General features: G+C 44.4%; 13 protein-coding genes. 3 read left to right on the top strand and 10 right to left on the bottom strand.

All coding sequences use genetic code 11. The features are described from left to right. Positions 1-68 precede the first annotated feature (68 nt). From Q5076_RS02510 to Q5076_RS02545, 8 genes are all read right to left on the bottom strand, one after another. Positions 69-632, bottom strand: coding sequence for a dual specificity protein phosphatase family protein (locus Q5076_RS02510; RefSeq protein ID WP_303010659.1), 564 nt, complete (start codon positions 630-632; stop codon positions 69-71). A gap of 23 nt (positions 633-655) precedes the next feature. After that, entirely contained in the window at positions 656-1,780 is a 1,125-nt protein-coding gene (gene hisB / locus Q5076_RS02515; RefSeq protein ID WP_303010660.1) for a bifunctional histidinol-phosphatase/imidazoleglycerol-phosphate dehydratase HisB, read from the bottom strand. Positions 1,781-1,786: 6 nt separating this feature from the next. Further along, the gene (gene hisC, locus Q5076_RS02520; RefSeq protein ID WP_303010661.1) at positions 1,787-2,827 is read right to left on the bottom strand and encodes a histidinol-phosphate transaminase; all 1,041 of its coding nucleotides are present in this window, start codon (positions 2,825-2,827) and stop codon (positions 1,787-1,789) included. Positions 2,828-2,920: 93 nt separating this feature from the next. Beyond that, complete coding sequence (gene hisD / locus Q5076_RS02525) at positions 2,921-4,204, bottom strand: histidinol dehydrogenase (protein ID WP_303010662.1); 1,284 nt, start codon at positions 4,202-4,204, stop codon at positions 2,921-2,923. Positions 4,205-4,254: 50 nt separating this feature from the next. Further along, on the bottom strand, positions 4,255-5,106 hold the full coding sequence (gene hisG / locus Q5076_RS02530; RefSeq protein ID WP_303010663.1) for an ATP phosphoribosyltransferase: 852 nt from the start codon (positions 5,104-5,106) through the stop codon (positions 4,255-4,257). A gap of 301 nt (positions 5,107-5,407) precedes the next feature. Continuing rightward, positions 5,408-5,899: a PaaI family thioesterase gene (locus tag Q5076_RS02535; protein ID WP_303010664.1), complete on the bottom strand. Its 492-nt coding sequence runs from the start codon at positions 5,897-5,899 to the stop codon at positions 5,408-5,410. Positions 5,900-5,974: 75 nt separating this feature from the next. Then, positions 5,975-7,879: a fimbrillin family protein gene (locus tag Q5076_RS02540; protein ID WP_303010665.1), complete on the bottom strand. Its 1,905-nt coding sequence runs from the start codon at positions 7,877-7,879 to the stop codon at positions 5,975-5,977. Between the two features lie 305 nt (positions 7,880-8,184). Further along, positions 8,185-8,835, bottom strand: a complete 651-nt coding sequence (locus tag Q5076_RS02545; RefSeq protein WP_303010666.1) for a DUF2490 domain-containing protein — start codon at positions 8,833-8,835, stop codon at positions 8,185-8,187. A 332-nt stretch (positions 8,836-9,167) separates the two neighbouring features. Between Q5076_RS02545 and Q5076_RS02550 the strand changes: the two genes are divergently transcribed. Then, entirely contained in the window at positions 9,168-9,872 is a 705-nt protein-coding gene (locus Q5076_RS02550) for a pirin family protein (protein ID WP_303010667.1), read from the top strand. A gap of 488 nt (positions 9,873-10,360) precedes the next feature. On the opposite strand, the gene Q5076_RS02555 is transcribed toward Q5076_RS02550, so the two are convergent. Together Q5076_RS02555 and Q5076_RS02560 are read right to left on the bottom strand one after the other, a co-directional pair. Next, the gene (locus tag Q5076_RS02555) at positions 10,361-12,433 is read right to left on the bottom strand and encodes a cytochrome c biogenesis protein CcdA (protein ID WP_303010668.1); all 2,073 of its coding nucleotides are present in this window, start codon (positions 12,431-12,433) and stop codon (positions 10,361-10,363) included. Between the two features lie 15 nt (positions 12,434-12,448). Further along, positions 12,449-12,748: a Dabb family protein gene (locus tag Q5076_RS02560; RefSeq protein WP_303010669.1), complete on the bottom strand. Its 300-nt coding sequence runs from the start codon at positions 12,746-12,748 to the stop codon at positions 12,449-12,451. 108 nt (positions 12,749-12,856) lie between these two features. Here Q5076_RS02560 and udk point away from each other — a divergent pair, with 108 nt between their 5' ends. Both udk and Q5076_RS02570 read left to right on the top strand, forming a co-directional pair. After that, entirely contained in the window at positions 12,857-13,471 is a 615-nt protein-coding gene (gene udk, locus Q5076_RS02565; RefSeq protein WP_303010670.1) for a uridine kinase, read from the top strand. Further along, entirely contained in the window at positions 13,471-14,883 is a 1,413-nt protein-coding gene (locus Q5076_RS02570) for a transporter substrate-binding domain-containing protein (RefSeq protein WP_303010724.1), read from the top strand. The genes udk and Q5076_RS02570 overlap by 1 nt, the downstream gene beginning before the upstream one ends. Positions 14,884-14,915 lie beyond the last annotated feature (32 nt).

Below are 14,915 nucleotides of genomic sequence, written 5' to 3' on the forward strand. Positions count from 1 at the left end.
TGCCTTGTCACAACCATGCCATCGATAAGGCACAATTGTGACAAAGCGGTGGCACAACTGTGACAAGGTTACGGCTCTTCGTCCGCCATCACTTTCTTCCGGACTTGCTCTATATCCGCCTCTTTAATCTTCCGGATAAGATTCCTGTAAATACGATGGAATCCAAAACCTCCTTCAGTCATTTCACGGATTGCATCTTCCTTCGAAACGTTTTGAAATACAATGCGGTAAAACGCACATACGGCTCCCGTACGGTCCGAACCATGATGACAATGAATGACAATAGGCGTCTTGCGGTTCTTTATGATACGCAGGGCTCTTATCAACTGTTCTTCATTCACCGAATGCGCTTTCATTTTTACACGATGCAGTTTCACATTTGTCCCTGCCGCTTCATCGTCATCGCTATGCCTATTACGAAGATTGAGGACTTCTCCGATTCCGTATTCTTCCAAAGCCTTAAAAGCCGCATGTGACGGTTGTTCGGAACGATACACACCCGAATCAATTTTATACAGATTGTTCAACTCACCGCCGGGAAGGATAATCTTTTCCGCTTTTACACCTTGGGCAAAAACAGAAAACGAAAAGATTATCCCTAAAAACAGACTTAACAGGATTTGTTTCCGCATAAACCTATACCATTGTTTAGCAATCAAAGAATCCCTTTACTGGAAGGAAGCTCAAAATGATAAATATCCCTTTTGACCGCCATCTTCAAAGCACGTGCCAAAGCTTTAAAGATTCCTTCTATTTTATGATGTTCATTCTGCCCTTTCGCCTTGATATTCAGATTCATTTTCGCCGAATCACTCAATGACTTGAAGAAATGAAGGAACATTTCAGTAGGCATCTCCCCGATTTTCTCTCTTTTAAATTCCGCATCCCACACCAGCCAGGGACGTCCTCCGAAATCCAGACAAACCTGACAAAGGCAGTCGTCCATAGGTAAAGCATAACCATAACGCTCAATGCCCCGTTTATTTCCCAATGCCTGATAAATACATTCTCCCAAAGCAATGGCGGTATCCTCAATAGTATGATGCTCATCGACCTCCAAGTCTCCCTTTACATGAATCACCAAATCCATACCGGAATGTTTGCCGATTTGTTCGAGCATGTGGTCGAAAAAACCGAGACCGGTGGAAATATCGCAAGCACCGTTTCCGTCCAAATTCAAAACCACGTGAATATCGGTCTCTTTTGTTGTACGGCGAACTTCCGCTTTCCGTTCACCGGCAAAAAGGAATTCAGCGATTTGGTCCCAGTCGGTGGTTGCAAGCGCACAAACACCCTCCAGCCCCTTTTCCTTTAGACTTTCAGATGAATCCTGCAAATAAATCGCACGACACCCCAGATTCCGGGCAAGTTCCACATCCGTAGGACGGTCACCAATCACAAAACTCCCGGCAAGGTCATAATCCGGATTATCGATATATTTCGCCAACATTCCGGTACGCGGCTTGCGAGTCGGCGCATTTTCTTCGGGAAAACTACGGTCTATCAGTATATCGTCAAAAACAATCCCCTCTCCCGCCAATGTCTTCAACATCAGATTATGGGCAGGCCAGAACGTTTCTTCCGGGAAAGACGAAGTTCCTAAGCCGTCCTGGTTCGTAACCATGACAAACTCAAAATCAAGCTTGCTACGGATAAAACTCAAATTACGGAACACCTTCGGATAAAATTCCAATTTCTCCAAAGAATCCAACTGATAATCGACGGGCGGTTCAATTACCAATGTCCCGTCTCTGTCAATAAACAAAACTTTCTTTTTCATACATGCCTATCCCTCATATTTTTTAAGCGCCTCCAGCAAAACGTTATTCTCTACCCGCGTACCTACCGTGACACGCAAGCAATTGCAGCAAAGCGAAACCGAATGACGATTGCGGACAATGATTCCTTCACCCACCAGATAATTATAGATTTTCACGGCATCCGTTACTTTAGCCAGGAAAAAATTCGCATCGGACGGAAACAACCGAACTGTGCAAGGCAGCTTTTCAAACTCTTTTTCCAAATATTCGCGTTCTTCCTTCAACGTCTTTACCCAACGTTCTATCTCATAATATCGGTGTAACATGGAAATTGCCTGTTGCTGGGTCAACTGATTGACATTATAAGGATACTTTATCTTATTCAGAATACCTATTATTTCCGTTGATGCAAAAGCCATTCCCAAACGGATTGCGGCACATCCCCACGCTTTGGAGAATGTCTGAAATACGACAAGGTTCGGATATTTATCCAGTTCTTCGAGGAAAGAGGGAGCATCGGAAAAATCATTGTAAGCCTCATCAAGCACCACCAGCCCTTCAAACCCGCAAAGCACCTTTTCTATTTCAGAACGAAGCAGGTCGTTTCCCGTCGGGTTATTAGGCGAACAAAGAAAAATCAATTTAGTATATTCATCCGCGGCCGCCAGCAATTTGTCAGCCGAGAACTGGAACTGTCCGTCCAACAACACCTTCCGGTATTCCACGTCATTCACATCCGCACAAACCTGATACATGCCGTAAGTCGGGTCAATCGCTACGACATTGTCTTTTCCCGGTTCACAGAAAGCCCGAAAAACAAGGTCAATGGCCTCATCGCTCCCATTCCCCAGAAAAATATGTTCGGAAGATACTTTTTTGATTTTTGACAGCAATGACTTCAATTCACACTGCATCGGGTCCGGATAACGATTGTGAGGCGTATTATACGGATTTTCATTCGCATCCAGAAAAACAGAAGCCGTAACTCCCTTATATTCATCACGAGCCGAAGAATAAGGTTTCAACTTCCAGATATTCGGCCGGGTCAATTCTTGTAATGTTTTCATCTTTATCATTTATTTTTTTGAAACGCGGATTGACATGGATTTCCGGTAAAGCCAATCGGAAACCGGCCTCTGTCCGCGTTTCATGCCAATTATTCAAACCAAGCTTTTCAAACGGACCGTAACGGCATTTTTATGCGCATCCAAATGTTCATTGGCTGCCATTTCTTCAATAGCCGGTCCGATTGCCGTTATTCCTTCCGGAAGAATCTCCTGGAATGTAATCTTACGAATGAAACTGTCTAGACTTACGCCGCTGTATGCCTTAGCATAACCGTTAGTCGGCAAAGTATGATTGGTTCCGGAAGCATAATCGCCCGCGCTTTCGGGAGTCAGGGCTCCTAAGAAAACAGAACCGGCATTAACGATACGTTCGGCAACCTCCAGGTAGTTTTTCGTTTCTATTATCAGGTGTTCGGGAGCATATTCATTGGTAAGTTCAACCGCTTCATCCAAATCTTTAACCAGAATCAGCTTACTATTCTCCAAAGACTTTGCAGCAATCTCCCGCCGGGGTAACTCCGCCAGTTGCCGTTCCACCTCCGTCATCACTTCCGTCTGAAGTTTCTCTGAAGTCGTCACCAATACAGCCTGACTGTCTACGCCGTGTTCCGCCTGCGACAGCAAATCTGCCGCTACAAAAACCGGATTTGCCGAAGCATCAGCCAACACTTCCACCTCCGAAGGACCAGCCGGCATGTCAATCGCCACATCACGCAAACTAACCAGTTGTTTGGCGGCCGTCACATACTGATTGCCGGGACCGAAAATCTTATAGACTTTAGGCACACTCTGCGTTCCATAAGCCATAGCGGCAATGGCCTGCACGCCTCCCGCTTTAAAAATCTTACTCACTCCCGCCAATTGGGCGGCAAACAGAATAGCCGGATGAATATTCCCTTCCCTATCCGGCGGAGTACAAAGCACGATTTCCTTACACCCGGCTATTTTAGCAGGAACAGCCAACATCAGTACAGTCGAAAAAAGCGGCGCTGTCCCTCCGGGAATATACAGTCCGACCTTCTCAATGCCGACAGCTTTCTGCCAGCAGGTTACCCCTTTCATCGTCCCGACCTTCTTCCCGACAAAACGTTGTGAGGAATGGAAGGTTTCAATATTCTGTTTAGCCAAAGAAATCGCCGATTTCAACTCGTCACTGACCAATGTCCCGGCAGCTTTTATCTCTTCCGGAGTTACGGCAAGCGAGGACAAAACAACTCTATCAAATGCAGCCTCATACTCAAGCACGGCCTTATCACCCTCCGCTTTCACCTTATCTATAATGGAACGGACAGTATCAAACAGACTTTCCGTATTCAGTGCCGGCCGTTTCAGCAACCCGGCCCATTGTTCTTTTGAAGGATATTTAATCAATTTCATTTTTTACCACAGATTACACGGATTTATATAAGATTATCCATCTTTCCGGATTACACAATCATTTTTTCTATAGGCAGCACCAGAATACCTTCCGCACCCAATCCTTTCAACTTTCCGATAATCTCCCAGAAACGTTTTTCGTCAAGCACCGTATGAACCGAACACCACCCTTCCTGCGCCAATGGCATAATGGTAGGGCTCTTCATACCCGGCAACACGGCTATTATCTCTTCCAGCTTATCTTTCGGAGCATTCATCAGCACGTATTTCTTATCTTCCGCCGTCTTCACCGCATCCATACGGAACAACAGCTCTTCCAACACTTCTTTCTTCTCGTCACTCAATTCTTTATTGCCAATCAGCAGGGCTTCGGATTTCATCACCACTTCCACCTCTTTCAAACGGTTACTGACTAATGTGGAACCAGAACTTACAATATCAAAAATAGCATCCGCCAGTCCAATACCCGGAGAGACCTCCACCGAACCGGTTATAACATGTATTTCCGCATCCACACCGTTATTTTTTAAGAAGTTACGTAGAATCACCGGATAAGACGTCGCTATCTTCTTCCCGTTAAACCATGACAAACCGGGATAATCAATATCTTTGGGCATAGCCAATGACAAACGGCATTTGCTGAAACCCAGACGTTTAATGATTTCAGCATCTTCCTGCTTTTCCATAAACTCATTCTCACCGACAATCCCCAAATCCGCCACACCGGTAGCCACCGTCTGCGGGATGTCATCGTCACGAAGAAATAATACCTCGATGGGAAAATTTGAAGACTGCACCAACAAAGTACGTTTAGTAGTGCTTAACTTAATGTCCGACTCTTCTAAAAGTGCCATCGTCTCTTCAAAAAGACGTCCTTTGGCTTGTACTGCAATTCTTAACATGCTCTTATTATTTAATTACTAATTATTATTTGTTTACCATTTACAATCATCCGCCCACTACCCGTCCACGCTTCTCAAAGATTCATCTCTTTGAAATAAAAAAGGCTTACCGTATTCGGCAAGCCTTCGTTATCGTTATATAAAGAATACACAATATCATCCACGCCCACCGAGTCATTCGTTAGGAAAATGATGATGATGATGTGTAGCTGTATATTTCATATATTTTTTATTTTGCGACAAAAGTAAAGTATTTGTCTCATACTGCCAAATATTTATCACAAAAATTTAAGTTTTCATTTCAAATTAAAGGCAGAATCTCTTCCGGTTCTACATCGCAATGCAAAAAGTGCATTTCATTTTTCGCCTTTTCCTGCGAGAAAGTAAAATAAGTGCAGACAGCTTCCGTACACAGTTCTCCATCCTTATTATACAGTCTGGCCTCAATAATGGCAATATTTCTCTTGATTTCCTTAATGGAAGCACGCAATACGACATGGGAATCTTTCGTATCAACCGATTTCCGGTAACGGGTCTCCATCTTGGAAGTCACTCCCGTTGTCTGCAATTTACGAAGCACAGTCCATGCGCAGATTTCATCAAGCAGAACAGCCTGAATCCCCCCATGCAGGGTGTCAATCCATCCCTGATATTCGGGACGGGGTTTCCATACACTCACAATTTCATCACCGTCTTCATAAAATTCCATTCTCACTCCGGCTTCATTATCAGGAGCACAACCGAAACAGTTATATCCTTCCAGGCCTTTCCAGGGATTTATTATCTTTTTCATAATGACTATCTGTTAGTTTTATTTCATTCCCCAAATATAGGCAAAATATGAAAAAGAAGAAACATTTCCAACGGTTTACTTTCGAATGCAGCGGATAGCAAAAGCTTTCGTATTAACACTTGTATTGGATTTCTCCACTGTATTCAGCCCGCTGTTCAGGTAGAAAACTTTTGCGTCAATCTCTGCATTTGTATCATTCACGGTCCAATATGACAAATATTTACCCTCATAATCAGATTGGAAAGTACCCACATACATTCCCACAGGAAGCCCGTTAAATCCGGATAAATTATTTGCAGGCTGTACTATCTCCTCGGATTTCATAGGCAACCAGGTCCCCGATTTCAACAAAGAAGCATCCTCCTTCAGATAAGCTTTCAGAATATCCCAGTCTTCCCAATTCGGAAGGTTCCAACGAACCGGCAACAAATCCGGAGACAACGCCGTAGCAGCCATATAAAAATAATTCCCCGTAACAGATTTCAAACATCCCGCCACATTTTCAGTAACAGCGGCCAACCTGGGAATTTCAGCACCGGACATATCTAAAGACGCCTCCAGATTATCCCTCATCCAATACTGCGTCCCGATTTTTACCACCGGGTAATTGTGAATCATTCCCCCGCGTACATCCCGGACGACATCGTCCAACGCCATCACCGGCAATACATCATCCGCCGCAGTTACCGACAAAGACAGTTCTCCGTCAGCCAATACATAAACGTTTTTACGCACCGGCAAGGTGCCGGGAATATAAGTCAGCGAATGATTCACCGCATCCCAGGATACACTCCCACCATGCACTTTTCCGGATTGTGCCAAAAGTTGAACAACCGTCCCCCGGCTCAAATCGGCGACGTTATCCTCTGTCATCGGATAGGCAACGATAGCCTGAGAAGAAAAGTTCGGAGTAACTAAATACTCCTTACATATTTCCGCAACTTGTTTACCCCGGTTCAAAACCCTACAAACATTCGACTTCTCGAAAGTCAACTTCGATACATCCACATATTTATGAAGTATTTCCGACATAACATGATCGACATCGGTTCCTTCCCAGTCATCAATTCCTCCGCTGACCTGACTCATTAAAACATCTTCGGTTGCGACAAAGGTTATCTCCAATTCCCTTTGTTTGCCGCTCTGCAAGTGTAAACCGGAAGGCAACAGGCTCGTATATGTCTTGCCACCGGCCTCCAAAGTGATATACTGGTATCCCTCAGTCGTTTCCTGCGGTATCAGGATAAGTTCTTTTCCGACCAGCCGGCCGGCCTGTTCGCTCCATTCCCCTGCAGGAACAATATCTTTCTCCGTGGAATAGCTCAAAAAAGTCTTTTCTTGAAAATCATACATCACCTTTGTATAAAACCCGCTTACCGAAAGCACAGGTTTGGCAGCCAGCATAGCTTCTGCATCTTCATCCTTACCGGGAACCAATGCGACCTTTAAACGAAAAAATTTATGATTATAAGTCAAATCCACTGCTGTTTTACTGGCAGATACATCTTCTTTGAAAGCAACCAGAAAGTCAGAACGGGAATAATCAATTTGTGTATCCTGACTTGTCGCAACAGTCACCTGCATCGTACTTTCTCCCATCGCCACCCCCTCCTGCCGATAAGGATAATAACTGATTAAAGTAAGAGTCACGCCATCATCCGGATAAAAGACCGACTCATCCGATGAAAATTCATCTCCGGAAGAACAAACAAAATGAAGATTATCCACATAACGTTCTTCCTGCATTGTGGTAGAACCTGCAAGCGCAAACAATCCCACTTCATCCCCCACCTCAAATTTATTATTCGTCATACGGGTATTAGACAACTCATGAATGTTTGCAATAAATTTCAACGGAATATTCCCATCATCGGTTGTTGCTTCATCTTCCTCCGAAATATGGTTCACACAAGCTATTAACAAGATGGAACCAAGAACAAATAAACCTATTCCTGCAAACAGGTTATAGCGTGTTTTCATTTTTTTTCTTATTAGTTTTAAGATGAAATTTCGATTGAACAGAAAGAATGCCATAAAAGGAAGTATTCACTTTCGGTTATGAGAAACTATACAACACGTCTGCTGTTACTGTAAAGCCCTAAATTTCCAACATTCCAGTTTGAAATGCAGAGGCGAAAGTAAACATTATAATCAACATAAAAAATATTTTCAGTAAGAAAAATCCATATTTTACATAAACGACAACGAATCAACCGTTTACATTTCACCTACAACAGTAAGGCATTTTAAACTATACATTATTATACCAGATACCCTCCTTCATTTCAAAAAGAATAACCTACCTCTATTCCTGCAATATGCCTGCCTTGCGAAGACGCATATTGATAGCAGTAGAATACTTCCAGCGACCAGGATTCAGCTAAAGCAATCTCTATCCCCGGCCGATAACGCATACGGTCGGCCCTCCAGAAAGAGGCATCATCCAGGCTTTGATAGAGTTCAATAAGGAAATAAGGCGAAACAACCCCTTTCGCAGGGACATAGGATAATTTCAGGCGGGAACGTAAACGAGTCTCAGGATTGCCGCAATCAAAAGTTTGTTGAAACCTTTCCCTTAAAGACACCCTCAACCACTGATAGCGAACACTGGCAGTGACATTTATATGATAACGATGTCTGAATTTCCAGTCCGAATTATCCGACCGAAGATGAGTTTCATATCCAATCCCCAAATCCAGAAAAGAACAGGGCCGGTAACTTCCCCCAATACCGATTCCCCAACGATCCAACCGCCTGACATCATCCTTCATTCGCAATTCCAAATCGCTTGAAACCGAAAAGCGGGAATCAATTTTATGTTTTACCTTGAATTTCGTCCATGTATTAAAATCGCCACTCTGCGCTTGTACGGAAAAAGACATTCCAAGCAACAGCATAAGTAGCCAGGTCCTAGTGTTTAACAATATTCTACTCATTGATTATCAGGTTAAAGTCGCAAAGATAGGAAATTATCTCTAGCAAAGAAAATGCTTGATAACGAAATAATCTCGAAAAAAGAATCGTGTTATTTCAGAAAACTCCTACTATCAAAAAAGAATAAAAGAGTTCTATAAAAAGAATCATAAACAAACAACCGGAATATAAGAACATAGGGTTTAAAACAAGATACGAAAAACACCATTGAAAATGCCACCTCCACATTCGTCGGGAAATAGCCTCTTGTGAACTTTGCACTCCTTTCAATTGTTATCCACTATAACAGTGCAAACCAAATGTACTGCATCATTATAAAAAAGAAAGGAAGATTATGAAAAAAGTAATCGACAGGGCTTCTTCAAGAGGCTATTTTAACCACGGCTGGCTCAAGACTCACCATACCTTCAGTTTCGCCAACTATTACAATCCGGAAAGAATTCATTTCGGAGCATTGCGAGTACTGAATGATGACAGTGTAGCTCCCTCAATGGGATTTGACACACATCCTCATAAAAACATGGAAGTCGTTTCCATTCCCCTGAAAGGATACCTGCGACACGGTGACAGCATACAAAATACGGAAACAATTACCCCCGGTGACATTCAGGTTATGAGTGCAGGCAATGGTATCTATCACAGCGAATATAACGGAAGTGACAAAGAGCAATTGGAATTCCTGCAGATATGGGTATTTCCACGGGCTGAAAATACCAAACCCGAATACAACAATTTTGATATACGCCCGTTGCTGAAACAAAACGAATTGTCGCTGATTCTCTCTCCGGACGGTAAAACCCCCGCTTCCATCAAACAAGACGCATGGTTCTCGATAGGTAACTTCGATATGGATAAAACCGTAGAATACAAAATGCATCAGGAAGGAAACGGAGCCTATATCTTCATCATTGAAGGAGAAATCACAGTCGCCGGAGAGCGGCTTTCCAACCGTGACGGTATCGGAATTTGGGAAACGAAATCATTCCCGATACGCATATCAAAAGGGACACGGCTTCTGCTGATGGAAGTACCGATGTAATTCCATCCACATTTCAATTCTATTCTATTAAAAAGCTGCCTCAGAATAAAAATCAATGCCTCTCAGAAGTTATCCAACTCCCAGGAAGCATTTCAAACATAAATAAATGAGACAGCCTTATTTATATCCTGCAAGTCGGAACATGACAATCTTCCCGTTTAAATCCGGCACAAGATGTTATCTGACACAAGACATTATAGAATAAGAACGAAGAAATTCTCTTTTCAAAGATTCCAACCCGTAAGATTTCCGGCTTATAAAATCCATTTCAGGACCAACCCGCCTGGAAGTGAAGTGCCCCCAAAAAGTTAGATACAAAACTTTTTGGGGGCACTTCAATAGACCGGTTTCCTTTTTACCTTAACCTGCCGGACATTCTTATAAATAATGCCAGCTCCGGCAAAAAGACTTGCATTCGAATGATTCCGTTCGGAAACAATCTACAATCCATCTTCTTTTTTATGCCGTCAACACATCCGGAAAGAAAATTACTTCTCTTTCCCGTAATTTTCCAGTCCGACTTGTAGAAAGTCAATATATTTAGGAATATCCTCGTTGTAAGCATACGACTTGTTCAACGGCCTGCCCTGATTATCCAACAACACATAGAAAGGCTGGGCATTAGCGCCGAACTTCACGCGCTGCAAATAACTCCATTTGTCGCCGACAGTACGCAATGTACGCTCCGTTCCGTTCTCCACAACCTTTACAGGTTCCGGAAGCGGCTCTTTATCATCCACATATAAAGATATGAGCACATAGTCATTATTGATAATATCGCTCACCTTTGAATCCGTCCACACGGCAGCCTCCATCTTACGGCAATTCACACAACCATGTCCGGTAAAGTCAATCATGACCGGCTTACCCTGCTGGCGGGCATATTCCATACCCAACTCGTAATCCTTGAATTTAGGATGCACCTCATTCTCATACAGATTAAAGTCCTGCGTATGCATAGGCGGAGCAAAAGCGCTGACCGCTTTCAACGGCGCTCCCCACAAACCGGGAACCATGTACACAGCGAACGCCAAAGAAACAAGCGCCATGAAAAAACGGGTGACCCCCACCTTATTACTGTCATCATCATGCGGAAACTTGATTTTACCCAACAGATAAAATCCGAGCAATGCAAAGATTACAATCCATAAAGCAAGGAATGTTTCGCGGTCAAGCAATCTCCATCCGTAAGCCAAATCGGCAACCGACAAAAACTTGAGAGCAAACGCCAGTTCGAGGAAACCCAGCGTCACCTTAATCACATTCATCCATCCGCCCGATTTCGGCATAGACTTCAACCATGACGGGAACAACGCAAAAAGAGTGAACGGCAAAGCCAACGCAATGGCAAATCCCAACATTCCGATTGCCGGAGCCACCACGCTACCCGTTGTAGACACCTGCACCAGCAAAAAGCCGATAATCGGACCTGTACAAGAGAAAGACACCAGCGAAAGCGTAAACGCCATCAAAAAGATACTCAATAATCCGGTAGTCGATTCCGCCTTGCTATCCACCGCATTGCTCCACTTCGAAGGCAAAGTAATCTCGAACGCCCCGAAAAACGATGCGGCAAAAACAACCAACATCAGGAAGAAAAGAATATTAAAGACCGCATTGGTAGATAAAGCATTCAACGCGCTAGCGCCAAAAATCAACGTAATAGCCAACCCCAATACAACATAAATCACCACGATAGAAGCGCCGTAAGTCCACGCATCCCGAATCCCTTTCTTCCTGTCCTTGCTACGTTTCAGGAAAAAACTGACCGTCATCGGTATAATCGGCCACACACACGGTGTAAACAACGCCAGCAATCCGCCCAGAAAACCCGTTACGAAGATATAAATCCAAGACATATCTTCCTGAGTATGTTCCTCACCCAATGACTGCAACTCATTAATGACCGGTTTCCAAAGCTCGCCGGAAGCGACAGCCGGTTGAATGTCTGCGGCAGTACCCGCCGCAGCAGCTTCCGCTCCCTGCTTCACCGCAACTGCGGAATCCTTCGGAACCTCCGCTTCCGCCACCACCTTTTTTTCCGCTTCTTTCTTATCCGCTTTTTCTGCCGCCGGCTGTTCCTGCCCGGCAGGAGCCGCATTCACCTTTTTCGCCACACCGGAATATGCAAACGGAACCTCGGTAGGAGGAAGGCAACTCTCGTCGTTACAAGCCCCGAACTCAAGATAACCCTCCAGTTCATAAGCTCCTCCGGCGAATCTCACCTTCTGGACGAACTTGGCAGAATTCTCAAAATAGCGCACTTTCATCTCGAACAGTTTGTCGAAAGTAGCTATCTCCTTACCGACCGGTTTCAACTTTCCCACAAGTTCCACCCCCGCTTTTTTATCCACATTGAATGTTGCGGAAATAGGTCCACCGTCTCCAAGGTCGGTAGAATACACATGCCACCCTTTGTCAATGGCAGCCGTAAATACAATCTCCGCCTCCGTGTCCGAAAGAGTGTTCAACTCAGTCTTGAACTTTACCGGCTCTTTAATCTGCGCTTGCAGTGCATACGCCACCACACTTAAAAGCAGACAAGAAATTAATTTTTTCATTTTCTATAATTGGGGTTATAATTCATAATCTACACACGCACGGCTTTCCTTTGCCGCAGCTAAAATCTTTCCGGCGGCAACATGCTCAGGATGAGTCGCATAATACTTTACGTCTTCCAAAGTATCAAACTCGCTGTAGAGAGCTATGTTCCAAGTCTCCTCCGGATTCATATTCAAACCCACCTCAACCTTACGAATCACAGGGATTTTAGCAGGAAGCGCCTCTATCGCTTTCTTAAAATCAGTCATGACTTGCAGTTTCTCTGCCTCTGAAACCTCGTCTTTTAACTTAAATAATACAATGTGTTTTACCATTACGTTGTTATTTTAATGAATTGTTTCTATATTTGTCTTGTTAATGCGTTTACCACATTAATAGTAATGCAAAAATACTCTATTTGGTTCAAATATACATTTAAAGAGATGTTAATTATAGGAATAGCAGGCGGAACCGGTTCCGGAAAGACTACCGTCGTACGAAAAATCATAGAAAGCCTCCCCGCAGGAGAGGTCGTATTGCTGCCGCAGGACTCATACTATAAAGACAGCAGCCATGTTCCGGTCGAAGAACGTCAAAATATCAACTTCGACCATCCGGACGCTTTCGAATGGAGCCTGCTCTCCAAACATGTCATGATGCTGAAAGAAGGAAAAAGCATCGAACAGCCCACTTATTCCTACCTGACATGCACACGCCAGCCCGAAACAATCCATATCGAGCCCCGCGAAGTAGTCATCATCGAAGGAATCCTCGCCCTATGCGACAAGAAACTGCGCAACATGATGGACCTCAAAATATTCGTAGATGCCGACCCGGACGAACGCTTGATACGTGTCATCCAAAGAGACGTGATTGAGCGGGGACGTACGGCGGAAGCCGTCATGGAACGCTACACACGGGTCCTCAAACCCATGCACCTGCAATTTATCGAACCCTGCAAACGCTATGCCGACCTCATCGTGCCGGAAGGAGGCAACAACCAAGTGGCGATTGACATACTGACTATGTACATCAAGAAACATTTGAAAGATGAATGATGGGAAACAGAGAGTCTAAGATAAGCGCCGGAACCCTACTTATCCCCTTATGCCTGATACTGTTCTGCTTCATGTCCGGATGCCGGAAGCAACAACCCGGCAAAGTGAACGAAGCCGTGCATGACCTCCCGCAAATCAAAGACAGCGGCGAACTCGTCGTACTGACACTCTACAGCTCCACCTCATACTTTAATTACCGCGGCCAGGAAATGGGATTCCAATATGAACTCAGCGAGCAATTCGCCAAAAGCCTGGGATTAAAACTCCGGATTGAAGTAGCCGACAATGCCGACGAGCTAATCCGGAAACTACTGGCAGGCGAAGGAGACATGATTGCCTACAATCTTCCCATAACCAAAGAATGGAAAGACAGCATTCTCTACTGCGGAGAAGACATCATCACCCATCAGGTAATCGTGCAACAAGGAAAAGAGAAGCGGAAAATCTTAAAAGACGTAACCGAACTGGTGGGAAAAGACATCTATGTAAAACCGGGAAAATACCATGACCGCCTCGTCAACCTGAACAATGAACTGGGAGGAGGCATCCGTATCCACGAAGTAGCAAACGACAGCATCACTACCGAAGACCTGATTACGCAAGTAGCTCAGGGTAAGATTCCATACACGGTGGCGGACAACGATTTGGCGAAGTTAAACAAAACCTACTATCCCAATCTGGACATCAGCCTGCCCGTCAGTTTCGACCAGCGCTCTTCATGGGCTGTCCGAAAAGACAGTCCCGAACTGGCAGCCGCCGTCACCCAATGGCATCAGGAAAATATCACCTCTCCCGCCTATACAGCGAGTATGAAACGCTACTTTGAAAACAGTAAAATGATGCCCCACTCCCCTATCCTCTCACTGAGAGAAGGGAAAATATCCCATTACGACGATTTATTCAAGAAATACGCCGAAGAAATCGGATGGGACTGGCGCATGCTCGCCTCCTTAGCCTATACGGAATCCAATTTCGACACCACAGCCGTTTCCTGGGCCGGCGCAAAAGGCCTTATGCAGTTAATGCCCGCTACCGCACGGGCGATGGGAGTTCCTCCCGGCAAAGAGCAGAACCCGGAAGAAAGCATCAAAGCAGCCGTCAAATACATTACCGCGACCGACCGCAGCTTCGGTATGATTTCCGACAAGCAAGAACGGCTCAACTTTATTTTGGCATCATACAATGCCGGACTGGGACACATATACGACGCAATGGCACTGGCCGAAAAATACGGGAAGAACAAATTAGTATGGAAAGACAATGTAGAAAACTTCATCCTGCTTAAAAGCAATGAAGAATACTTCACCGACCCCGTTTGCAAAAACGGTTATTTCCGCGGCATCGAAACCTACAACTTCGTCCGCGACATTATGTTGCGCTACGAATCTTATAAAAAGAAAATCAAAACATAAAAGAAAATATCCCCCAAGAAACATTTCGGTAA

Source organism: uncultured Bacteroides sp. (assembly GCF_958445495.1).
GTDB lineage: Bacteria > Bacteroidota > Bacteroidia > Bacteroidales > Bacteroidaceae > Bacteroides.

What these genes read in the sequence shown, in the direction of transcription:
- Q5076_RS02550 (WP_303010667.1), top strand. Translation starts at nt 9,168, where the DNA reads ATGAAAAAAGTAATCGACAGGGCTTCTTCAAGAGGCTATTTTAACCAC.
- Q5076_RS02545 (WP_303010666.1), bottom strand. Translation starts at nt 8,835, where the DNA reads ATGAGTAGAATATTGTTAAACACTAGGACCTGGCTACTTATGCTGTTG.
- Q5076_RS02510 (WP_303010659.1), bottom strand. Translation starts at nt 632, where the DNA reads ATGCGGAAACAAATCCTGTTAAGTCTGTTTTTAGGGATAATCTTTTCG.
- Q5076_RS02535 (WP_303010664.1), bottom strand. Translation starts at nt 5,899, where the DNA reads ATGAAAAAGATAATAAATCCCTGGAAAGGCCTGGAAGGATATAACTGT.
- udk (WP_303010670.1), top strand. Translation starts at nt 12,857, where the DNA reads ATGTTAATTATAGGAATAGCAGGCGGAACCGGTTCCGGAAAGACTACC.
- hisB (WP_303010660.1), bottom strand. Translation starts at nt 1,780, where the DNA reads ATGAAAAAGAAAGTTTTGTTTATTGACAGAGACGGGACATTGGTAATT.
- hisC (WP_303010661.1), bottom strand. Translation starts at nt 2,827, where the DNA reads ATGAAAACATTACAAGAATTGACCCGGCCGAATATCTGGAAGTTGAAA.
- hisD (WP_303010662.1), bottom strand. Translation starts at nt 4,204, where the DNA reads ATGAAATTGATTAAATATCCTTCAAAAGAACAATGGGCCGGGTTGCTG.
- Q5076_RS02560 (WP_303010669.1), bottom strand. Translation starts at nt 12,748, where the DNA reads ATGGTAAAACACATTGTATTATTTAAGTTAAAAGACGAGGTTTCAGAG.
- Q5076_RS02570 (WP_303010724.1), top strand. Translation starts at nt 13,471, where the DNA reads ATGGGAAACAGAGAGTCTAAGATAAGCGCCGGAACCCTACTTATCCCC.
- Q5076_RS02540 (WP_303010665.1), bottom strand. Translation starts at nt 7,879, where the DNA reads ATGAAAACACGCTATAACCTGTTTGCAGGAATAGGTTTATTTGTTCTT.
- hisG (WP_303010663.1), bottom strand. Translation starts at nt 5,106, where the DNA reads ATGTTAAGAATTGCAGTACAAGCCAAAGGACGTCTTTTTGAAGAGACG.
- Q5076_RS02555 (WP_303010668.1), bottom strand. Translation starts at nt 12,433, where the DNA reads ATGAAAAAATTAATTTCTTGTCTGCTTTTAAGTGTGGTGGCGTATGCA.